Source organism: Arthrobacter alkaliphilus (assembly GCF_021483235.1).
GTDB lineage: Bacteria > Actinomycetota > Actinomycetes > Actinomycetales > Micrococcaceae > Arthrobacter > Arthrobacter alkaliphilus.
Map to the genome: position 1 here is coordinate 91,592 of NZ_JAKEEC010000006.1, position 20,896 is coordinate 112,487.

The following is a 20,896-nucleotide window of genomic DNA, read 5'->3' on the forward strand; positions in this document are numbered from 1 at the left end:
GCGTCACTCGTTCCCTGCGTTCTCCAGCAGCGCCCCGTACACCTCATCGGCGACCGGCTCGAGCCACTCATTACTGACGTTGTTGCCTGGGGTGATGAAGGCGACGTGGGAGAACCACGAGTCCGCCTTCGCCCCATGCCAATGTTTCGTCCCGGCCGGCACACGGATCACCGTTCCCGGCTCCATGCTGACGGGGGCTTCGCCGTCGGCCTGGTACCAGCCGCTGCCCGCAGTGCACAGCAGGATCTGGTCGCCTCCGCCGTCAGCGCCGTGGTGAATGTGCCAGTTGTTCCGGCAGCCAGGCTCGAAAGAGACGTTGCTGACCGGAACGCTCCCCGGGGCGAGCGGAGCCAAATAGCTCTGGCCAATGAAGTACTGCGCGTAGGCGTCGTTCGGCGCCCCGAGCGGGAAAATCTGGTCGAATTCGTTGTTCGCCATTGTGTTTTACCTCCGGCTGCAATCAGCGGTTGACGTAGGTCATGTGCTCGGCGTTGTAGCGGCCTCCGCGCACGCCGATGCGCTGGGCAAGGCTGTCGAGGTCGGCGCGCTCGTCCGCGGAGAGCGCGACCTGGGTGGCCCCTGCGTTCTCCCGGATGCGCTCGGTGCGCCGGGTTCCGGGGATCGGCACGATCCACGGTTGTTGGGCGAGCAACCATGCCAAGGCGAGCTGGCCCGGCGTCGCACCCTTCGCCTCGGCGAGCCCCTTCACGTGGTCGACGAGCTTCTGGTTCGCGGCGAGGTTCTCCGCCTCGAACCGCGGGACACGGTTGCGGATGTCGCCTTCGGTGAATGCGGTGGATGCGTCGACGGTGCCGGTAAGGAAGCCCTTGCCGAGGGGGCTGAACGGGACGAACCCGATTCCGAGCTCCGCCAGCGTCGGGAGCACCTCCGCCTCGGGATCGCGTGTCCAGAGCGAATACTCGCTCTGGACCGCGGTGACCGGGTGGGCGGCGTGAGCGCGGCGGATCGTGTCCGCGGATGCCTCGGAGAGACCGAAATGCTTCACCTTGCCCTCGGCGATGAGTTCGCCGACGGTGCCGGCGACGTCCTCAATCGGCACGCCGGGGTCGACGCGGTGCTGATAGAACAAATCGATCGCCTCGGTGCGGAGCCGTTTCAGCGACGCCTCGGCGACGCGGCGGATCTGCTCGGGCCGGCTGTTCAGGCCCACCATCCGGCCATCCTGGATGTCCCAGCCGAACTTCGTAGCGATCACCACCCGGTCGCGAATCGGCTCGAGCGCCTCGCCGACGAGTTCCTCGTTGACATGCGGCCCGTAGACCTCTGCCGTGTCGAAGAACGTCACGCCCTCGTCGACGGCGGAGCGCAGCACGGTGATCATCTCGTCCCTGCTGCCAGGGTTGGGGCCGTAGCTCTGGGACATGCCCATTGCGCCGAGCCCGATCGCGGAGACTTTCAAGCCCTGGCCAAGTGTTCTGATATGCATGATCAATCCTTCGTAGTAGTGGTCTCGTCGAATAAAGGTCGCGACGCCGAAGCGGTCGCCGTGGCGGCGAGGCTCGCCAGTAGCTGCAGCCGCTGCTCGCTCGGCGAACCAGGCTCGGCGGTGTAAATCAGGAACGAAAGTCCCGGCTCGGCGGTCAGCTCCAGTCCCTCGTAGCTGAGGGTGATCTCGCCGACCTTGCGGTGGTGGAAGTTCTTCGTGCCCGAGCCATGGCGGCGGACGTTGTGCGCGCCCCACCGCATGCGGAACGCTTCGCTGAGGGTGGAGAGCTCTCCGACGAGGTCGTGAAGTTGCTTGTCCCCAAGATATCCATCCGCCCGTTGAGGAACTGGCGTGCTTCGTCCCTGGTGTTCATGTAGGCAACGTTATTTCGGCCATCGCTCCGGAGGGAGGCCCTACTGGTACACCCATCGCATATTCTGGGATCAGCCGTACCCGATCCTGAAGGAAGCCATGCCCGAGCCCTCCCGTCCCCTACAGAAGCTTGGATTCCTCACTATCGGCCTGTTCGACCCGGCGGATCCCGCCATGGGCCACGAATCCACTTTGCAGATCATCGAACTTGGCGAACAGCTTGGATTCGACAGCGCCTGGCTACGCCACCGCCACCTGCAGTTCGGAATCTCCTCCCCCATCGCCATGATGGCCGCCGCCAGCCAGCGCACCTCACGGATCGAGCTTGGAACCGCGGTAACCCCGCTGGGCTGGGAAAACCCCTTGCGCTTGGCCGAGGACCTGGCCACCGTGGATCTGCTCGCCAAGGGACGCATCAATCCGGGGCTCAGCGTGGGTGAACCCATGCACTACGACACAGTGAAGCACGAGTTGTACCCGGACTCGTCCGAGTTGGAGGATTTCAGCTACGGCCGCCTGAATCGATTTGCCCGCCTGGTCGCAGGGGAAAAGGTGCGGGACTTTTCCGGCAAGCAGGGTGTGGTCGAGGAATTCTCCAACCGCGTCGAGCCGCACTCTGCCGGGCTCCGGGACCGCCTTTGGTACGGGGCGGCCAGCGGGAAGTCAGCCGTCTGGGCCGGGGCAAACGGTTTCAACCTGCTCTCAAGCAGCGTGGTCTTTCCCGAAGCGGATCAGCAACCGGATTTTGCCCGCATTCAGCAGTCGCAGATTCGTGCCTTCCGTGAAGCCGCTCAAACGTCAGCCCCGGCCCATGGATCTGCCCGTGTGTCGCAGGGCTTGGTGGTGATCCCAACCGATTCGGCGTCGCCGGGTCAGCGGGAGAAATACCAGCGGTACGTTGATGAGCGCACTCCCCGCACACGAGCGCCCCAAGGGCCAAAGGGCATGCTGTTCGCCCCGGACCTCATCGGCACCAGCGAACAGATCGCAGAGCAGCTCTACGCACACGCGGGATTTCAGGAAGTCGACGAAGTGGCGTTCGCACTGCCCTTCAGCTTCGACCAGGAGGACTACGTCCAGATCCTCACGGACATCGCCGACAAACTCGGTCCCGCCCTGGGATGGACTCCGGCTGAAGTCCCGCGCGACCCGCAGTAGGCGCTTAAACCGTGCGAAACGTCGGTTAGCCCCGACGGGCGACATCCCGGCTCAGAATAGCCGGCCAGGTTGCGACATCTTCCGGGTGGTGGGCGACCGTCAGCGTTGCCTGCGGGAGCAGGGCGGCAAGGGATTCCGCAGTTGACAGCGGATGTCCCGGATCATCGATCCACGCCAGGATTGTTGTCGGTACCTCGATTCGCGCGATGGCCTCGGGAGCAGGCAGATCGCTGAGTGCCGCGCCTCGAAACAATGACGGCAAGAGGGCGTCGGCGACGTCGGGCACCGTCTCCGGCGCACCGATGGTGGCGGGCGGCGGCGTTGCCTGGCGGGTAGTCGCGAGGAATGCCTCAACCCCGGCAGATTCGATAACCTCCGCGGCAGCCCGGTAATTTCCAGCCTGTGCAGCCCGGGTTTCCCACGCCGTGGGTGGCACCATGAGCGTGAGCCCGGTAAAGCGGTCCGGCTCGCGGGCAGCGGCATGCAAAAGTGTGCCTGCACCCATCGAGGGACCGACCCCGTGGACAGGTTCATCTGGGAACCAGTGGTCGAGCAGCCGCAGGAGGTCCTCGGCAAGGTTTTGCCATTGATAGTCTTCGGGGACTTTCCGCCCCGTCGACCGGCCATGGCCTCGTGCGTCGTACCGCAGCAGCCGGGTTCCACTAAGCCCTCGACCGAGGTCGAGGTTGAGCACCCGGTCGCGCGCCCGGCTCGAGGTAAGGCCATGCAGCTGGACAACCGGGTGCCCACCTTCGTCACTCAAAGCAACCGCAAGCTCGGCTCCAGGAACCGCGAAAGTTGGCATCAAGCTCCTCGTTTGGTGACGGGCCGCGTTAACCTTGAGGGTCGGCGTCGAGCATTCAGGCTATCCGGGACGATACGATACTGCCATGCGGCTGACCAACGTCACGCACCTGCGCCTACCGTTCGGACGACTTTGGGGCTACGACGTCAGTGTGTCTGCGCCCAGCCGACGCCTGCCAGTGTCCTTCGACCAAAGGCTGCATGTGGGGGCGGGCGAACGCCCCGGCTCCTGGATGGCATTGTCTTTCCGGCTGCCTGCACCAACGCGTCGTGACTCAATAGCCGATGCCTGGCTGGCCGTCATCGCACGCCATGGCACCCTGCGAACAGCATTCGTGCCCGGAGCGGACGGTGAACCTGAGCTTCACGAAATCGGGATCGGTCCCGGAACGTGGGTTGAGCACCAGATCTCGCCCGGCCAGGCCGTCAATGACGCGGTGCGGGACATTCTCGATACCGCATGTTCGCCCTACGCACGGCCCTCCCACCGGCTGTGCCTACTGGAGACGGCTGCCGGACTCACCGTGGTGATTGCGGCCGACCACGCCCACGTCGATATGTGGTCCATGCTCGTGATCGCGCGCGACCTGCTGTCGGCGCTCGGTGCCCGGAAGGCGGGCCACGAACCGTTAGCCCTGCCAGTGCCGGCATTCGAAGAACACACGCAAGCGCTGCTGGATCGCGAAGCCGCGCCGGACCACATCCGTCAACGCTGGAAGGACATCATCGGCGACAGCGGCGGCGTCATGCCGCAGTTCCCGCTGCCCCTCGGCGCGCCCGCTCCACAGCGCGAGCGCGTAGAAGTGCGCGATGTATTCGATCTTGACGACGGTGCCGCGTTTGCCGCGCAGGCCCGCGACGACGGCGTCTCCACGCTCGCGCTCGCTGTTGCCGCAATGACTGCGGTCACCCGCGAGTTGGCGGGAACCCCGCTGCGGGCGGTCTTTCCCGTGCACAGCCGCTTTGAGGACAAATGGCATGACTCAGTCGGCTGGTTCATCACCAATTCGGTACTTGAGTCGGCGGTCGCCGAACCGCGCGCCGCAGCGGCGGCGGTAAAAGAAGCCGTGCAGCTTGGCTCGTGGCCGCTCGCCGACGTCCTGGATCCATGGGGCGGCATGCCGGTGGCTCCCGGCATGTTCGCGATCTCCTGGCTGGACCTGCGCAGGCTGCCGGTGCGGATCGATTCCGTCGGACTCGACGCGCAATATGTGAGCGCAGCTATCGACACCGACGGCGTGATGCTCTGGTTCATTCTGGACGAGTCCGGTCTTCACTTGAGATGCCGTTATCCCGACACCCTTGAAGCTCGAGCCAACGTCGGCGGATGGCTGGATCTGCTGGTCGCCCGTTTGCAGGCAGATGCCCGATCCTCGGTTCGAGGACTGCTTCGGGTAGCGGGCCGGACCTTCAGGTTGGAACGGGCGACTCGCGCTGACGTTGAGGCGATCGCCAGGCTCCTGTCCGATGACCAATTCGGTCCCGATCGTGAGTGCGTCGAGCTCGAAAGATACGAGGCGGCCTATGACGTGGTTGTTCGCGACAAGTCCAACTATCTGGGGGTTGTCCGCAATGGTGCCGACCGCATCGTTGCCACGATGCAGTTGACCATCATTCCGGGACTTTCCAGGGGTGGTTCTTCTCGACTACAGATCGAGGGGCTGCGGGTTGCGGCCACGGAACGTTCACGCGGGTTGGGCACCGCGATGCTTGAGTGGGCACACGATTTCGGGCGTGCGCGCGGCGCGCAATTGGCACAGGTGACCACTGACGAAACACGGGAACGGGCCCGGGCCTTCTACACCCGACTTGGATATCAGACGGCCCATGTCGGGCTGAAACGGCGCATTTAACGTGTCTCCCGTTGACCGGGCTCCTTCCATGCGCCTAAATTGACGGGCAAGATAGCCTATCGTTTCGCTTCAGGGTGGAGCGACCGCTCAGCAGAAAAGCGAGGACACCCGTGCTGCAGTCTCATATCTCTGACGACGGCGTCGCAAGCGACTCCTTGCGGACGCTTACGATCGACGAGCTGCTGCTTGAGAGCCGTGCCGGGCTTGAGCGCGTTCACCCGGCGGATCTGGAGCGTGAGATGTCAGCCGGCGCCCTTGTTGTTGACACCCGACCGGCCGAACAGAGAGAACGGGACGGCGATCTTCCAGGAGCAGTCGTCATCGACCGGAACGTGCTCGAGTGGCGGCTCGATCCTTCCAGTCCCCATCACCTCCCGTTCGCCGGCGATCCCACTCGGCGGATCGTGATCGTCTGCAATGAGGGCTACAGCTCCAGCCTCGCTGCGCACACACTGCAGCGGCTGGGGCTGCCCCGGGCAACGGACCTCATCGGCGGGTTCCAAGCCTGGAGAGCGCTAAGCAAGGACCCTTAATAGGGCAAGGACCCTTAATAGGGCAAGGACCCTTAATAGGGACTGTCATTGGGCGATCGGCGCGGGGTCCTCGCCGTTGGCAATGGTCTCTATCCAGTCAACAGCAGCGTCGGTCAGTTGGGGTCCCTCAGCCGAGTCACCGGCCCACCACCCGGGTTCCGTGGCACCGTGTGTGGCAGCAAGGATGTCGGCGCTGACCTGCGGGGTGAGGGGTTCCCCGTTGTGCGCGACCAACCAGTCCCTGGTTTCGGCGGTGACCAGGGGCCACCACTCATCGATCTTCACGGAATCAGTATCACTTCCGGGGAGGTGGCCGGTAAAGGTGATGGCGTCAGGATGCTCAAGGATCGGGCGCCGGGAACCCACTCAAAAGGCGGGCGTGCCACGCCGGGAGCCGCCCGCCGTCGTACGCCCGCCAATGTTTCGAGGCGCTAGGCCTCCGCCGGCACTGCGCCGGCCCGCACCTCGCCGGGAACACCGGGCTCGCCGCGGCCGTAGAGCCAGTCGTTGTACTGGAAGTTGTTGTCGCCGCGGCTCTTGAACAGCATGTTCCGCAGGACACGGGCGACGCCGTCAACGTGCCAGGACTCGCCCCAGACCCGGGCGGTGCGCTGGACTCGGGCAGTACGGGCCGCCCGGGTTTCATTGAAGTCGCGGAAGGCAGCTTCCCAGGCGCCGGCGTCGATGCCTTCGGGAGTGAAGACCCTGTCCCGGGTGGCGTGCTGGAGCACGGCTGCATCTTCCAGCGCCTGGCAGGCACCCTGGGCCAGGTACTGCAGCATGGGGTGCGCGGCGTCGCCGATGAGTGCCATGCGGCCGGACACCCAGTTCTCGATGGGGTTCCGGTCATACATGGGCCAGCGGATGCCGGTGGCCAGGTTCTTAAGGGCTTCCCGCACGGCGGGGACGCAGTCTTTGTAAGCGGCCTCGAGTTCGTCCACGCCGCCGTACTGCTCTTCGCCGCGTTCAAAGGACGGGGACTTGAACACGGCCACGGTGTTGAGCAGCTGGCCCTTCCGCAGCGGGTACTGGACCAAGTGGCAGTTCGGTCCGAGGTAGACGATGACGTCTTCCAGGTCCGCCGCGGGGGTCTCCTCGGTGATCGGCACGGTTCCGCGGTATGCCACATACGCAGAGTTGACGGGGCGGTCGTCGGCAACCGTGCCGCGGAGGGTGGACTTCAGGCCGTCTGCAGCCAGGATGGCGTCGGCCTCGAACACGTCGCCCTTGGCGCTGTAGGCGCGGGCACGGTCGCCGTCGGCTTCCACCTTCTGCACCAGCACGTCGTTCACCAGGGTGACGCCGGCTTTCTGGCAGGCTTCGAGCAGGATCCGGTGCAGGTCGCTACGGTGGATCACCACGTAGGGGGCGCCGTAGCGTTCCTCAAACTCACCGTCAAGCGTCTGCCGGGTCAGCTCCTCGCCGGTGATGGCATCGCGGAACACCAGGTGCTTGGGCTGGACGCCGATTTCCAGCGCCTTCTCCAACAGGCCCCAGCGCTTCAGGACGCGGGAGGCATTGGGGGCCATCTGCAGGCCCGCACCCACCTCACCGAAGGCGGGGGCCACTTCAACCAGGGTGACGTCGGCGCCGTTTTCGCGCAGCGCCAGCGCGCCGGCAAGGCCAGCCATACCACCGCCCACCACCAGGACGTCGGTGGACGCTTTGAGGTTAGACATTGGAAACTCCTATTGCCGTTGATTTCTTGATCTTGATGCCGACCGCTGCGATCAGGATTGCAGCCGCTGCGGCTCCCCCGGCGAATGCCAGGAAGTTTGAGTCAACGCCCAGGCCCGCTGCCAGGAGGAGCCCGCCGGCCTGCGGTGCGGCCACAGCCCCGATCCGGCCTACACCCAGGGCCCAGCCAAGGGCGGTACCGCGAAGGTGCGCTGGGTAGTGGCTGGCCACGGCGGCGATGATGAGGCACTGGGTGCCGTGCGTTCCCACACCGGCGAGCACCAGCATGAAGTAGACGACGGCGACCGGCGGCCCGGTCACCAGGACCACCAGGGCGGCGGCGGCCACCGCCGCTGCCGCGATGGCGGTGGGAATGGGTCCGAACCGGGTACCCGCCCACGCCGTCAGCACGGAGCCAGCGACGGCACCCAGGTTGAGCGCCAGTGCGAACGTCAGGGCGGAGCCGAGGTTGTAGCCGGCCAGCTGCATCAGGTTGGGCAGCCATGTCCCCAGCCCGTACCAGGCGAACAAAGTCACCAGGGTGCCGATGGCGAACAGCAGGCTGATACCGAGGTAGGGCGCCCGGAGCAGGGAGCCGAAGCCTGCGGATTCCTTCGCCGGGCCGCCACCCGCTTCGGCGTTCTTGCCGGGCGTAAACGTCTCCGGCAGGTAGCGGATACCCAGCGGGATCACCACCACCAGGGCGACGACGGCCACAAGGAACATCACCGGCCAACCGAAGGCTGGAATGAGCGGGATGCCTACGAGGGCAGCGATGGAGCCACCAATGGGAACGCCGGACATCATCAGGGTGGCGATGGTTGACCGCCACTTTTCCGGAACCAGCTCTGCCACCAGCGCGTTGGCAGACGGCACCAGTCCGCCCAGGCCGATGCCTGCGAGCAGACGCAGGCCGCCGAACACGGGTGCGCTGGGGGCAAACGCACAGAGAATAGTGAAGGCGGAGAACACGACGGCGCAGCCGACGATGGTGCGCCGCCGGCCCCAGGTATCGGACATGCGGCCGGCAAAGACGGCTCCGATCATCATGCCGACGAAGGCCATCGACCCGATGGTTCCGGCCGTGGCCTTGGTGAGGCCCCAGCCGGTGTCGCTGATGAGTGAGCCCTGCACGGTGCCGTAGACGATCAGGTCGTAACCGTCGAAAACGACCAGCAGCCAGCACACCAGGACGGCAAGTACGGAACGCCGGGGAAACCCGGAACGGCCGGCGCCCGGAGCGGGGGCCGCCGCGCGCTGCGGCACTGCAGCGGAAGTTGTGTGATTCATGCCACCACTGTGCTGGCAGTCGTACTTTCCCGCACATAAGATTCTGCCATGCAGAATCTTCCTGCCAGGCGGAAGCCCACCTACTCCATCGAAGCGGTGGACAACGCCCTGCAGCTCCTCCAATTGCTCCGGGATGTGGGCAGCCTCCGGCTCAAGGATGCCGCCGAGGAGCTGGGGGTTGCCCCTTCCACGGCCCACCGACTGCTGGCAATGCTGGTGTACCGCGGCTTCGCAATCCAGGATGAGACGCGCCGCTATGCTCCCGGCCCGGCGATGGGTGCCGGCCCGGCCGGGTTCAGCTGGACCAGGCAATTGAGGGACATCTCCCGCCCACACATGGAAGGCCTGTGTACCCGCACCAACGAGACCGTCAACCTCATGATCCGGGTGGGCACCAAGGTCCGGTTCCTAGACACAGTGGAAAGCAGCAATATCCTCCGGGTCGGAGACCGCCAGGGAACGCTGCTGCCGGCACACAAGGCCTCCGGCGGGAAGGCCATCCTGGCGGAAATGGAACCGTCCGCACTGGAGCAGCTGTTTCACAGCCCCAACTCGGAGCTCGCCGGAGACTACATTCCCGACGCCGAGTACCCGGCATTCTTGCGCGAGCTTGAGTCTGTGCGCGCCAACGGATTCGCCGCCAACTTTGAAGGTACTGAGGAGGGCATCAGCGCCTTTGGGATAGCTGTGCACAACGGCCAAGGCGTGGTGGTGGGCGCCCTGAGCGTGGCCACTCCGGTGGCCAGGTTCCGGCCGCTGTTCGACGCCGGGCTGGTGGGCGTCATGATGGAAACGCGGCGCCAACTGGAAATCGACATCGCAGCCAATCCGGTGGACGGCTCCCGGGGCAGCTGACGCCCCCACGAAATGCCCAACGCGGAATTCTGCTAGACAGAATATATTGGGCGTCACAGTGCCATACTCCTTACGGTCGAATCCACGTCACATTCAGTCCGCACGCAAGGAGAAGGCCAGTGCCGACCAGCGCTGAAAACCAAACGCATGAGTCCGTCGCGCAGGAGCACCACGTTCCCCAGCCCACCCCCGAGGAGGCTGCCCAGCTCGAGCAGCTGTACCGGGACTTCGACAAAGGGAACCTGATTCCGTTGTGGACGGAGATCGGTGACCTGATGCCGATGGTCCCGTCACCGAAAGCTGTGCCGCACGTGTGGCGGTGGGATGACCTGTACCCGTTGGCAGCCCGGGCCGGCGACCTGGTTCCGGTGGGCCGCGGCGGGGAGCGCCGGGCCATTGCCCTGGCCAACCCCGGCTTGGGCGGCACCCCCTATGCCACCCCCACGCTGTGGGCCGCCATCCAGTACCTGGGCGGCCGCGAAACCGCGCCCGAACACCGCCACTCACAGAACGCCTTCCGTTTCGTCGTGGAGGGCGAGGGGGTCTGGACGGTGGTGAACGGCGATCCGGTGCGGATGTCCCGCGGCGACTTCCTGCTCACTCCGGGCTGGAACTTCCACGGCCACCACAACGACACCGACGAGCCGATGGCCTGGATCGATGGCCTCGACATCCCGTTCGTGCATTACGCCGACGCCGGGTTCTTCGAATTCGGCACGGAACGCGTCACCGACGAGGCAACCCCGGACATCTCGCGCTCCGAACGTCTCTGGGCCCACCCCGGCCTGCGTCCGCTGTCGGGGCTGGAGAACACCACCAACTCCCCCATCGCCGCCTACCGGTGGAAGTACACCGACGCCGCCCTGCGTGAGCAGCTGATGCTGGAAGACGAAGGCCACCCGGCCACGGTGTCCCAGGGCCACGCCGCGATCCGGTACACCAACCCCACCACCGGCGGGGACGTTATGCCCACCATCCGTGCCGAGTTCCACCGGCTGCGTGCCGGCGCCTGGACCGAGACGGTCCGCGAGGTCGGTTCCAGTGTGTGGCAGGTTTTTGAAGGCACCGGCACCGTGACCATGAGCGGCGAAACCCGGGTGCTGGCCAAGGGCGACCTGTTCGTCGTCCCGTCCTGGGCATCATTCTCCCTTCAGGCGGACCTGCAGGCCGACGCCGGTTCGCAAACTGAGTTTGATTTGTTCCGGTTCAGCGACGCCCCCATTTTTGAGCGCCTAAACTTCAACCGCACCTACATCGAAGGACGCACCAAATAATGAAACTCCTCACCCTCCGGCTCGACAACGGCAGCACGACGGCGGCCCGCCAGGACGGCGCCACCCTCACCGAGATCCCCGGCTACTCCGACGTCCGCGCCCTGCTTCAGGACCCCGCCTGGGAAACCACCGCGAAAGCAGCCACCGGCCCAACGCACCCCCTCGACGGCGCCGACCTCGCCGCCGTCGTGCCCTCCCCCGGCAAGATCATCTGCGTGGGCCATAACTACCGCAACCACATCAAGGAAATGGGCCGCGAAGTCCCCGCGCACCCCACCCTGTTCGCCAAGTACGCCGAGTCCCTGATCGGGCCAAACGACGACCTGGCCCTGCCGCAGGAATCGGACACCGTGGACTGGGAAGCCGAACTCGCCGTCGTCATCGGCAAGACAGGCCGCCGCATCCCCGAAGCCCAAGCCGCGGACCACATCGCCGGCTACTCGGTCCTGAACGACATCAGCATGCGCGACTACCAGTTCCGCACCATCCAGTGGCTGCAGGGCAAAACCTGGGAGAAGTCCACCCCGTTCGGCCCGGCCCTGGTCACCAAGGACGAATTCACCCCAGGCCCGCTGATGACCTCGGCCGTGGACGGCGACATCCAGCAGTCCACCCCCACCAGCGATCTGGTGTTCACCCCCGAATACCTGGTCTCCTACATCTCCACGATCATCACGCTCAACCCCGGAGACGTAATCGCCACCGGCACGCCCGGCGGCGTGGGCCACGCCCAGGACCCCAAGCGCTACCTGCAGGAAGGCCAGATCCTGGTCACCGCCATCGAGGGCCTCGGCCAGCTGACCAACCGCGTGGTCAAGGAAGCCTGATGGTCGCCCGGCACGACCAGACCACCGATCCCGTCCTGCTCGACGGGCTCCTCCAGGCCCGGCGCGGCACCGCATTTTTCGCCCGCAAGCTCAACGAGCTCACCGACGCGGAGCTGGACGGGGAGTCGCTGCTGCCGGGCTGGACCCGCCGGCACGTTGTGGCCCACGTGGGCTACAACGCCCGTGCAGTCGCGCGGCTGGTCGAATGGGCGGCCACCGGGGTGGAGACACCCATGTACCCCTCGGTGGATGTCCGCAACCACGAAATCGAGTTCGGCGCCACCCTCTCCCCGATCGCGCTGCGCAACCTGTTCGAGCACTCCGCGGTGCACTTGAACGTTGAATGGCGCGACCTGCCGGCCGCCAACTGGCACCACAAGGTCAAAACCGTCCAAGGCAGGACCGTCCCAGCGGAAGAGACCGTGTGGATGCGCACCCGCGAAGTCTGGGTGCACGCCGTCGACCTGGACAACGGGGCGACCTTTGTTGACATCCCGGCACCTGTGCTGGAGCGGCTGCTCAAAGACATCATCGGCGCCTGGCGCACCCGCGGCACGGACAAGGACCTGCTGGTCGAGGTCACCGGCCAGCCCTCAACGATGACTTACGGTGATACCGCAGCCACCGCGCCGACGGTCGTGTCCGGCTCCCTGCCAGCCATCACCCAGTGGGCCACCGGCCGGGGCACGCATGGAACAACGGCAACGCGGGACGGCGAAGCGGTGACCCCGTCCCCCCTGGCCCCGAACTGGATTTAGGCGGGGCATCTGGCGCCATAGCAGGCTGTTCGAGCCGGGCGCCCTGGCGTCAGTAGGACAATGACCGGTAGATCATTTCGGCGTCCTTGACGTCATTTTCCGCAGCGAAATCCGCGGCAGGTACCTTGGCGTTTTGCTCCCGGCTTCGGCCTTGGAAGAGGCCGCCGAACGTGGAGTAGACGCCAGGGTGGGTGGGGGAAGCAATGTACACGGTGTCCTCGGCGGTGCCCAAAAGCATCTCGTTGACCGTTCCTCCGCCTCCGCCTGCGGCGGCGGTTGTGTAGAGGACATTGGCGGGTCCGTAGTTGGGGATGGACAGCCCAGTCTTAGTGTTGATGGCAACGCACTGGAAGCCGCACGAACCCGTGGGGTCCATTTTGAAGTTGTTCGCCCCGTAAGCGCTTTGCTTGGTGAAACTTGATGCCGTGATGTCAAAGCCGCCAGGGCTTGTCAGATGGACGGTCTCGGTTCCATCCCCGCTCTCGTAGGTCCGCACCAGCCAAGTCGAGGGGTATTTCAGCGTGTACCCTGCCTGGGGCGACGTGAACGAATTCCATCCCGCGTATGCATCCTCCTGGACGGATGGATCCGCCGCTGGCGCTGGCGCAGGCGCAGGCTCCGAAGCTGGGGCCGTCGTCGAAGGCGCACTCTCCGAAGCGCTCGGCGAAGCTGGGGCCGTCGTCGAAGGCGCACTCTGCGAAGCGCTCGGCGAAGCCGGGGCCGTCGTCGAAGGCGCACTCTCCGAAGCCGGTGCCGCCGTCGTGCTCGTCGCAGCGACGGGCCGACCGGCAGTGCAGCCCGTTGCGCCGCCTAATAGGACGGCAAGACCAGCAAAAGCGGCCAGCCACCGGGTTCCGCGCATTTTCTCCATCAAATTCCCCCATATCGAAATTGTTCCCCCATGCCGGTTTAGTCGCTGGGAAACACAGTTGATCCGGCCCTGCGCGAAAGCCGCACCAGTGCTCAAAGAAAGAATCGTCTATCAACGGTCACGCGGAAAGATCCTTGAAATAACAGATTTGTAACTTCATTTGGGTTGGTTCCCATTCGTTCCCGCGGTCACTCCACCGACCCGCGGCCGGTCGCCAGGGGGTGGCTAATGGAATACGCCTGGCTGAGTGGCAGGCGTCCGAAAAGGATGTTGACGTCCACTGGCGCCCACCGCGTGGTGGATCAGACTTGCGAGGGACGGGGACGGATCCACGCCGAATTCGCGTCGCACGAACCTTGCATCCATAAGCATGCTTAGTACCCTAGTAGACCGAAGCGGACCATAAAACACCAAAACCTCAAGGTTCCCCGGATGTAGTGACCCGGCAGGGGCCACACCGAAAAGTTAGGAGAGTATCCACATGCCACGCATTCCCGCCCACACCGTTGCCACAGCTCCTGATGCATCCAAGGAATCCGCACGGAAACTTGAGAAAAAGATGGGCAAACTGCTCAACATCCACGCCGGAATGGCCCACTCACCCGTCGTGATAGCCTCCTACGAAGCAATGTCCTCCGCCATCGCCGCCCACGGCACCTTCGACGCCCGCACCCGCGAAGCGATCGCCCTGGCGGTCGGAAACCAGAACGGCTGCGACTACTGTCAAGCCGCACACACCCTCTCGGCACGGCGGGCCGGCTTGAAAGACGATCAAATCCTCGCAGTCCGGGCCGGGGATGTGGATTTCGACGACAAACTCGCGGCGATCACCGGCGTCGCCCGTGAAGCCGCGGCCCGGACCGGGAACGTCTCCGACGCGACCTGGCAGGCCGCCCTCGACGCCGGCTGGAGCCCCGAGGAACTCTCCGAGGCGTTCGCCCACATCGCGGCGAACCTTTACACCAATTACTTCAACCACTACGCCGGGACGGAACTGGACCTTCCCTCCGCCCCCGAACTCACCGCCGACGCGCCCCTCTCTTGAGGCTGGAAGACTTGATCTGCACCGCGGTCCGGCAGTGGGGGTTGTCCCCTCGGTCCCGTTCGGGAAAGGATTGCCCGGTGAGATTCTGGAATGCCGTGGGAACGGAGCCCGCGGGCAAGTTGCCGTCCGTGTCTGTGGTAATACCGTGCCTGGACGACGCCGGCCTGCTCGAGGCGTGCCTGCAGACCCTGGGTCGCCAAACGCGGGCGCCTCTGGAGGTCATCGTGGTGGACAATGGCTGCACCGACGACAGTGCACGTGTTGCCGCCCGTTTCGGTGCCCGTGTCATCCCGGAGGCGACACCGGGTATTCCGGCCGCTGCCTGCGCAGGATACGACGCCGCCTTTGGAGACATTATCGCCCGGTGCGACGCGGATTCGCTCTTGCCCCCGGAGTGGATCGGGCGGATCGCGGCGGCGTTCGCCCAGGATCCCCGGCTCACTGCCGTGACGGGCATGGGAACGTTTGCTCTGGCGCGGCCTGCAGCCCAGATCCTGTCGTTTCTCTATCTGGGATCGTACTATCTGTTTGCCGGCGCCGCCTTGGGTCACTGGCCGTTGTTCGGGTCCAACATGGCTGTGCGTGCTGCGAGCTGGCAGCAGGTCCGCGGCCAGGTGCACCGCAACGACAAGGAACTCCATGACGATCTGTGCCTGAGTTTCCACCTGGGACCGGCGAGCAGGATCCGCCTTGACCCGTCCCTGCAGTGCGGTATGTCCCCGCGTGCCATTGGCACCTGGGCCGGCCTCCGGCTCCGGTTTCGGCGTGGCCTGCACACTTTGGCGGTGCACTGGGCTGTGCAATCGCCGGGCCGGCGCTGGCAGGCCCGGCTCATCGCGCCGGCGAACGGCAGGCGCACTTGATGTATGCCGGATTGCGTGCCGGGGTTAGGTGGCGGAGTACCAGAGCAGCAACATGGTGACGAGGAACCCGGTCAGATAGTTCAACCAGAGGAACCGTTTCCAGCCATCGTTGCTGCGTTCGGCGTCCCGCAGTTGGAGTGATCGGTAGGGCCAGACGTTGGCCAGGTATGGTACGGCCAGCAGCGCCCCGAGCGCTCCCGGCCAACCGGTGGGAAGCATTAGAAGCCCTGCGGCTGCGTAAGCTGCCAGGACCAACCGTACGGTTGCGGCGGGACCGAGGACGGTGGCGACGGAGCCGATGCCGGCCTGACGGTCCGCTGCGATATCCTGCACGGCGCCGAAGGCGTGGCTTGCCATTCCCCAGAGGAAGAACGCGCCCAGGAGCGCCCACAGGGCGCCAGTGAAGTGGGCCTGGGCAAGGACCAGCCCGAACAGGGCCGGGCTGACGAAGTGGAAGCTGGATGTCATGGAGTCCAGGAAGGGCCGTTCTTTGAAACGCAGGCCCGGTGCACTGTAAGCGACCACCGCGAACAAGCTCATCGCCAGGACGACTCCTGACAGCCAGGTCCCGGCGGCCAGCAGGTATGCCAGGAACGGCAGCGGCAGCAGCACCGCGGCGCGCAGGGTGATCCGGTGCCGGGATCTTTCCAGCACCGCTCCTTCGATGCCGCCCTTGCGCGGGTTGTGCAGATCGGATTCGTAGTCGAAGACGTCATTGATCCCGTACATGGCCAGGTTGTAGGGAATCAGGAAGAACACAGTTCCGATCACCAGAGTCAGGTCAACGGCATGGGTGGTGACCAGGTACGCGGCGGCGAACGGATAGGCCGTGTTGACCCACGAGACAGGCCGCGAGGAGATGAACAGTGTGGCCACTACGGAGCGGCTTTTGAGCTTAGTCACGATCTGGTTCCTTACCGGCCGTCAGCAGCATCCACAAGGCGGGCAACAGCACGGCCGCACCCAGCACGTAGGCGAAATCCTCCACCGGAGCGAGCCCGATCCGCCACCCTGACGTGTGCTCGGCACTGTACGCGAACAGGCCGGCCGCGATCATCAAGTTATCGAAACCGGCCGTGAGTACACACAACACGCCGAACACGAGCAGCCCGGCGGCGAGGGTCCTTCGCGATGGCCAGGCCGCCAAGCCCTTGCCAGCCCGCCTGCGCATCATCAGGGCGCTGGCGAGCGTCGCCGCGGCCGCGAGGACCAGAAAGCCCAGATCAAGCAGGAGGTACGTCATCTCGGCTCCAGCTTCGCCGCCGAAGATGGCTGTCCGGCTGGCCGGAATGAGCCGGTATCCAGCCGGCGTGCAATCAGGACAAAGAGGTTCATCGTCAGATAGCACAGGAACAGGAGGAACACCGGTTCCTCAAGCGGAAGGTCGGGAGCGAGCAGAATACCGGACATGACGGGCGTTTCTCCCCGGTAGAAAATGCCCAGGCCGATGCCGGCCAGATCCCACGCCAGGAAGAACGCGAGCCCGCACCCCAGGACAACAGTGGCAGCTGGCGGCGCCGCCCGGAAAAACAACTTCAGCCGCCAGTCCAACACCACCATCCCGGCCAGGGAGAACAGCAGCACGGCCAAGTATACGAACCCCGTCACGGGGCCACCTCCGGCACCCGCCCAGTGACCGGGATCAGCGGTTCGTCCATGGCCGTGGTCGTGGTGTCCCTGCGCATCCGTTTGAGCAGGATTTCGGCGCTGATCAGGCACATAGGCAACCCGATTCCGGGAATGGTGGTTCCGCCGGCGTAGTAGAGGCCCTCGACTTTCCGGCTTTTGTTGCGCCCCCGCAGAAAGGCGCTTTGCTTAAGGACGTGGGCCGGGCCCAGCACGCCGCCGCGCCAGGAGTTGTAGTCCGTGGCGAAGTCGGCCGGTCCCAGGGTGCGGCGCACCTTGATCCGTTCAGCAAGGTCCTCGATGCCTGCCCAGCTGGAAAGCTGGGCAATGGCGCCATCGGCGACGGCCTCGACGCGGGCGTCCCCGTCCCGGTTGATCCCGCCGGCGCCCAAGCGGGTGTCGGGCGGGACGGGCACCAGGATGAACAGGTTCTCCCCGCCCTCGGGCGCCACGGTCTGGTCAGTGGCGCTGGGCTTGCACACATAGAACGACGCCGGATCAGGCACCTGCGTCGGACTGCGGAAGATCGCGTTGAAGTTCGCATCCCAATCCCGGGTGAACAGCAGGCTGTGGTGGGAAAGCTGTGGCAGCTTCCCGGTCACGCCCAGCATGACCAGTACCGCGCCGGGACCGGCGACACGCTTGTTCCAGTACCGTTCCGGGTAGCTCTGCAGAGGCCTGGGCAGGAGTCTGGTTTCGGTGTGGTGCAGGTCGGCGGCGGACACCACCGCGTTGGCGGCCAGCACCTCGGTTTTGCCGCTCCCGTCACGGTACCGGACCCCGACGGCGCGGGGTCGGCTGCGCGGACGGCTGTCGGTGAGGATGGCGGTGGCATCGGCGCCGGTGATGATCTGCGCCCCTTCGGCTTCGGCGAGGGCGCGGACGGCGTCGACGATGCGGATGAAGCCGCCCTGCGGATACAGAACTCCGTCGTCCAGGTCCAGGTGGCTCATCAAGTGGTACATGCTGGGCGTGAGTTTCGGCGCCGAGCCAAGAAATACCGCCGGGTACCCCAGGATTTGCCGCAACCTCTGGTCCTGCACGAACCGGCCCGCGTAACGGTCAAGGGATTCGAGCAGCAGCCTGGCCAGTTTCGGCGCACCGCGCAGGATATCGGGCGTCAGGAGCGGGGCGAACGATGCGAACGACGTGTAGAGGAAGTACTTTTTCGCCAGCCCGTAGGTTTCCTCGGCCGAGTCAAGGTACGCTGCGAGGCTCCGCCCTGCGCCGGGTTGGAGATCCTCGAAGATCCGTTCATTCAGGGCCCGGTCCCGCCTCAGATCGACCGGGCTTTGCTGCCCTTCAAAGAAAACCCGGTAGCCGGGGTCCAGGACCGTCAAGTCCAGTTGCTCAGCCGCTGAGGTGCCGAGCAGCCTGAAGAAGTGATCGAAGACCTCCGGCATCAGGTACCAGGAGGGTCCGGTGTCGAAACGGTAGCCGTCCTTCTCCCAGCTGCCCGCACGGCCGCCCACTTGGGCCTGCTTCTCGAGGACGGTGACGCGGTAGCCGTCGCGGGCGAGCAGGGCCGCCGAAGCCAGGCCGGCCATACCGGCTCCGATCACGGTGATCCTGCTCCCGGGCGGAACCTCCCTGCCGTGGTGTGCGTCGGGCCGGCTCATGCGCGGCCCCGGTGCAGGGCCGCAGCGGCCGCAAGTTGGCGCAGCCTCAATTGCCTCGGGGTGGTCCGTTGCCCGTACCAAGCGGCAGCTACCAGGCGCAGTTTGACGGCGTCCGGTACCCGAACGCGCCGGTGAAGGAGTTCGCGGGCCGGGGCCGCCCCCAGGCGCCGGGCGAGCTCGGCGAACAGTGCATGAACGGCGGCCACTGCGGTGCGGCTACCTGCCGGAAGTTCGGCGATCACGGCCTGCGCTGCGGCAAGGTCGTCCGTGATCTCTGCCAATAACGCGTCTTTCTGGGTGTCGCTGAACTCCTCCACGCTGATGCCCGGAAAGTAGCTTCGGCCCAGGTCCTGGAAGTCGTCGGCGAGGTCACGCAGGAAATTGATCTTCTGGAACGCCGCGCCGAGCCGTCTGGCCCCGTCCTCCAGCCGGGACAGGTGCCCGGGGTTGACCATGCGTCCCTGCAGGAAGGCCCGGACGCACATCATGCCGACCACCTCGGCGGAGCCGTATACGTATTCGTCGAAACTCTCGCGCGTGTGCTCGGAGCGGGCCAGGTCCGCCCGCATGGAGGCGAAGAACGGGCGCACCAGCTCCGGCCCGATTCCCACTGCCCGGGCGGTCAGCGCGAAAGCATGGACCACCAAATTCGAGCTGTAGCATCCCTGCACCGCGTCGATGGTGTCCTCTTCGAGCTTGACCAGGCACGCCCGGACCGCCTCGGGCGCGGAACCTGATCCGGCGCAGGCGCCATCGACGCATTCATCCGCGATCCGGACGAGGGCATAAATGTTTTCCACGTGGCGGCGCACAGGCTTTTCCAGGAGGCGCGTGGCGAGCAGGAACGACGTCGAATAGCGGCGGATCACGACGGCGGCCGCTTCCTGGGCGACCGACGCGTACAGCCGTGCCTGGTCCTGCTGATCCACTACGCCCTCCTGTCCACGGCGCGGTGAAGGAAAGCCTCGAGTGCCGCCACCAGGAGCGGGGGCAGGTTCGAGGTGTCCAGGGCCTCCTGGGCCTTGGCCGAATACGATCGGACGAGATCCTCGACGTAAGAACGCGCACCGCATCTCTCGAGCAGCAAACGGACCTCCTCCGCTTGCGGTGAACTGTGCACTCCTGCCGCGAGGACAGCCGCTATCTGCGGCCACTTTTCGCTCTGACGGGCGTGGACCATCAACGGCGTTGACTTTTCCGCCGCAAGATCGCCAAACGTGCTTTTGCCCGTGCGGCCTTCCTCGCCGAAGGTCCCCAACAGGTCATCCACCAGTTGAAACGCCGTCCCGATCAACCGGCCGACCATCCCGAGACTATCGAGCACCGATTGATCCGCACCCGCCAGAAGCGCCCCTGCGCGCAACGGCGCTTCGAACGAGTACACCGCCGTCTTCAACCGCGTCATGGCCAGCACGTCCTGCAGCGCCGGATCGTGCCCGGCACCGGAGAACTCGACGTCGAGAAGTTCGCCCCCGGCGGAAGCGAAAACGGCGGCGTCCAGTTCCTCCAACAACTGCAACCGCACCTCACCGGGCAGCTCAGCGGTCGCGATCAAGCGGTACGCGCCGGTCAATGCCAGATCACCGGCGATGACCGCGACCGACTGTCCGCGGTGCGCCGCCTGGTCCTCGGGAAAACCCTCGGCGGCAGCCAAGTCACGATACTCCCCGGGAAGGTTCCGCACGCCGCGCCGCTTGAAATCGCCGTCGATCACGTCATCGTGGAGAAGCAAGGCGGTATGCAGCATCTCGAAAGCAGCAGCCACCGGCGCCACAGCCACCGGATCCGTGCCGCCTAGACCGTTGTAGGAAATGAACACCAACTCGGGCCGGAGCCGTTTGCCGCCCCTCGCGCACCGGCTCAGCGCCTCCCACAGCCGGCCATATCCGGCTCCGACGGCCGCGGCCCGGACGCGCGCGCTTTCTAAATACTGCTCAAGCACCCGCCCTGCGCGGTCGCGATCATCATCACTGCACAGAACCGGCGCGGTCTGGCGTGCCAAAGGGATCGTCATGTGCAACAGT

23 protein-coding genes and 1 pseudogene are annotated in these 20,896 nt (G+C 65.5%); 10 read left to right on the forward strand and 14 right to left on the reverse strand.

The features are described 5' to 3' along the window. Positions 1 to 3 precede the first annotated feature (3 nt). The 3 genes and pseudogenes from L0B83_RS06695 to L0B83_RS06705 form a co-directional block, all read right to left on the reverse strand. Entirely contained in the window at positions 4 to 438 is a 435-nt protein-coding gene (locus L0B83_RS06695) for a cupin domain-containing protein (protein WP_234757634.1), read from the reverse strand. Positions 439 to 460: 22 nt separating this feature from the next. Further along, a complete protein-coding gene (locus L0B83_RS06700; RefSeq protein ID WP_234757635.1) occupies positions 461 to 1,447 on the reverse strand; it encodes an aldo/keto reductase in 987 nt (328 codons plus the stop codon). Positions 1,448 to 1,449: 2 nt separating this feature from the next. After that, positions 1,450 to 1,770 (reverse strand): annotated as a pseudogene (locus tag L0B83_RS06705) (MmyB family transcriptional regulator); the annotation flags it as partial. A 148-nt stretch (positions 1,771 to 1,918) separates the two neighbouring features. Between L0B83_RS06705 and L0B83_RS06710 the strand changes: the two are divergent. Further along, positions 1,919 to 2,977, forward strand: coding sequence for an LLM class flavin-dependent oxidoreductase (locus tag L0B83_RS06710; RefSeq protein ID WP_234757636.1), 1,059 nt, complete (start codon positions 1,919 to 1,921; stop codon positions 2,975 to 2,977). Positions 2,978 to 3,002: 25 nt separating this feature from the next. Here the strand turns inward: L0B83_RS06710 and L0B83_RS06715 are convergent, their stop codons facing one another. Continuing rightward, positions 3,003 to 3,782 (reverse strand): alpha/beta fold hydrolase, encoded by a 780-nt coding sequence (locus tag L0B83_RS06715; protein ID WP_234757637.1) that lies wholly within the window; start codon positions 3,780 to 3,782, stop codon positions 3,003 to 3,005. A gap of 85 nt (positions 3,783 to 3,867) precedes the next feature. Between L0B83_RS06715 and L0B83_RS06720 the strand changes: the two genes are divergently transcribed. Together L0B83_RS06720 and L0B83_RS06725 are read left to right on the forward strand one after the other, a co-directional pair. After that, positions 3,868 to 5,634, forward strand: a complete 1,767-nt coding sequence (locus tag L0B83_RS06720) for a GNAT family N-acetyltransferase (RefSeq protein WP_234757638.1) — start codon at positions 3,868 to 3,870, stop codon at positions 5,632 to 5,634. Positions 5,635 to 5,744: 110 nt separating this feature from the next. Continuing rightward, positions 5,745 to 6,167 (forward strand): rhodanese-like domain-containing protein, encoded by a 423-nt coding sequence (locus L0B83_RS06725; protein ID WP_234757639.1) that lies wholly within the window; start codon positions 5,745 to 5,747, stop codon positions 6,165 to 6,167. 45 nt (positions 6,168 to 6,212) lie between these two features. On the opposite strand, the gene L0B83_RS06730 is transcribed toward L0B83_RS06725, so the two are convergent. The 3 genes from L0B83_RS06730 to L0B83_RS06740 all read right to left on the reverse strand — a co-directional run bounded on the left by L0B83_RS06730 (position 6,213) and on the right by L0B83_RS06740 (position 9,134). Next, entirely contained in the window at positions 6,213 to 6,452 is a 240-nt protein-coding gene (locus L0B83_RS06730; RefSeq protein ID WP_234757640.1) for a hypothetical protein, read from the reverse strand. 146 nt (positions 6,453 to 6,598) lie between these two features. Next, positions 6,599 to 7,846, reverse strand: a complete 1,248-nt coding sequence (locus L0B83_RS06735; RefSeq protein WP_234757641.1) for an FAD-dependent oxidoreductase — start codon at positions 7,844 to 7,846, stop codon at positions 6,599 to 6,601. Continuing rightward, on the reverse strand, positions 7,839 to 9,134 hold the full coding sequence (locus L0B83_RS06740) for an MFS transporter (RefSeq protein ID WP_234757642.1): 1,296 nt from the start codon (positions 9,132 to 9,134) through the stop codon (positions 7,839 to 7,841). Before L0B83_RS06740 ends, L0B83_RS06735 begins: the two co-directional genes overlap by 8 nt. Before the next feature lie 48 nt (positions 9,135 to 9,182). On the opposite strand from L0B83_RS06740, the gene L0B83_RS06745 reads away from it, so the two are divergent. The 4 genes from L0B83_RS06745 to L0B83_RS06760 all read left to right on the forward strand — a co-directional run bounded on the left by L0B83_RS06745 (position 9,183) and on the right by L0B83_RS06760 (position 12,848). Continuing rightward, on the forward strand, positions 9,183 to 9,989 hold the full coding sequence (locus L0B83_RS06745) for an IclR family transcriptional regulator (protein ID WP_234757643.1): 807 nt from the start codon (positions 9,183 to 9,185) through the stop codon (positions 9,987 to 9,989). Between the two features lie 119 nt (positions 9,990 to 10,108). Next, the gene (locus L0B83_RS06750; RefSeq protein ID WP_234757644.1) at positions 10,109 to 11,263 is read left to right on the forward strand and encodes a cupin domain-containing protein; all 1,155 of its coding nucleotides are present in this window, start codon (positions 10,109 to 10,111) and stop codon (positions 11,261 to 11,263) included. After that, entirely contained in the window at positions 11,263 to 12,090 is an 828-nt protein-coding gene (locus tag L0B83_RS06755) for a fumarylacetoacetate hydrolase family protein (protein WP_234757645.1), read from the forward strand. Before L0B83_RS06750 ends, L0B83_RS06755 begins: the two co-directional genes overlap by 1 nt. Next, positions 12,090 to 12,848, forward strand: coding sequence for a maleylpyruvate isomerase family mycothiol-dependent enzyme (locus L0B83_RS06760; protein ID WP_234757646.1), 759 nt, complete (start codon positions 12,090 to 12,092; stop codon positions 12,846 to 12,848). Before L0B83_RS06755 ends, L0B83_RS06760 begins: the two co-directional genes overlap by 1 nt. Before the next feature lie 49 nt (positions 12,849 to 12,897). Here the strand turns inward: L0B83_RS06760 and L0B83_RS06765 are convergent, their stop codons facing one another. Beyond that, positions 12,898 to 13,344: a hypothetical protein gene (locus L0B83_RS06765; protein WP_234757647.1), complete on the reverse strand. Its 447-nt coding sequence runs from the start codon at positions 13,342 to 13,344 to the stop codon at positions 12,898 to 12,900. Between the two features lie 46 nt (positions 13,345 to 13,390). Here L0B83_RS06765 and L0B83_RS06770 point away from each other — a divergent pair, with 46 nt between their 5' ends. The 3 genes from L0B83_RS06770 (at position 13,391) to L0B83_RS06780 (ending at position 15,627) form a co-directional block, all read left to right on the forward strand. After that, a complete protein-coding gene (locus L0B83_RS06770) occupies positions 13,391 to 13,873 on the forward strand; it encodes a hypothetical protein (RefSeq protein ID WP_234757648.1) in 483 nt (160 codons plus the stop codon). Positions 13,874 to 14,200: 327 nt separating this feature from the next. Beyond that, positions 14,201 to 14,764 carry a carboxymuconolactone decarboxylase family protein gene (locus L0B83_RS06775; protein ID WP_234757649.1) on the forward strand — a complete coding sequence of 188 codons (564 nt, stop codon included), beginning with the start codon at positions 14,201 to 14,203 and terminating at the stop codon, positions 14,762 to 14,764. Between the two features lie 77 nt (positions 14,765 to 14,841). Beyond that, the gene (locus tag L0B83_RS06780) at positions 14,842 to 15,627 is read left to right on the forward strand and encodes a glycosyltransferase family A protein (protein WP_234757650.1); all 786 of its coding nucleotides are present in this window, start codon (positions 14,842 to 14,844) and stop codon (positions 15,625 to 15,627) included. 24 nt (positions 15,628 to 15,651) lie between these two features. On the opposite strand, the gene L0B83_RS06785 is transcribed toward L0B83_RS06780, so the two are convergent. The 6 genes from L0B83_RS06785 to L0B83_RS06810 are packed head-to-tail and all read right to left on the reverse strand — an operon-like array spanning position 15,652 to position 20,886. Next, entirely contained in the window at positions 15,652 to 16,530 is an 879-nt protein-coding gene (locus tag L0B83_RS06785) for a prenyltransferase (protein WP_372461167.1), read from the reverse strand. Continuing rightward, positions 16,523 to 16,870, reverse strand: coding sequence for a lycopene cyclase domain-containing protein (locus L0B83_RS06790; RefSeq protein ID WP_234757651.1), 348 nt, complete (start codon positions 16,868 to 16,870; stop codon positions 16,523 to 16,525). Before L0B83_RS06790 ends, L0B83_RS06785 begins: the two co-directional genes overlap by 8 nt. Continuing rightward, positions 16,867 to 17,235, reverse strand: a complete 369-nt coding sequence (locus L0B83_RS06795; RefSeq protein ID WP_234757652.1) for a lycopene cyclase domain-containing protein — start codon at positions 17,233 to 17,235, stop codon at positions 16,867 to 16,869. The genes L0B83_RS06790 and L0B83_RS06795 overlap by 4 nt, the downstream gene beginning before the upstream one ends. Beyond that, positions 17,232 to 18,872: a phytoene desaturase family protein gene (gene crtI, locus L0B83_RS06800; protein WP_234757653.1), complete on the reverse strand. Its 1,641-nt coding sequence runs from the start codon at positions 18,870 to 18,872 to the stop codon at positions 17,232 to 17,234. Before crtI ends, L0B83_RS06795 begins: the two co-directional genes overlap by 4 nt. Then, positions 18,869 to 19,801: a phytoene/squalene synthase family protein gene (locus tag L0B83_RS06805; RefSeq protein ID WP_234757654.1), complete on the reverse strand. Its 933-nt coding sequence runs from the start codon at positions 19,799 to 19,801 to the stop codon at positions 18,869 to 18,871. Before L0B83_RS06805 ends, crtI begins: the two co-directional genes overlap by 4 nt. Next, the gene (locus L0B83_RS06810) at positions 19,801 to 20,886 is read right to left on the reverse strand and encodes a polyprenyl synthetase family protein (protein WP_234757655.1); all 1,086 of its coding nucleotides are present in this window, start codon (positions 20,884 to 20,886) and stop codon (positions 19,801 to 19,803) included. The genes L0B83_RS06805 and L0B83_RS06810 overlap by 1 nt, the downstream gene beginning before the upstream one ends. Positions 20,887 to 20,896 lie beyond the last annotated feature (10 nt).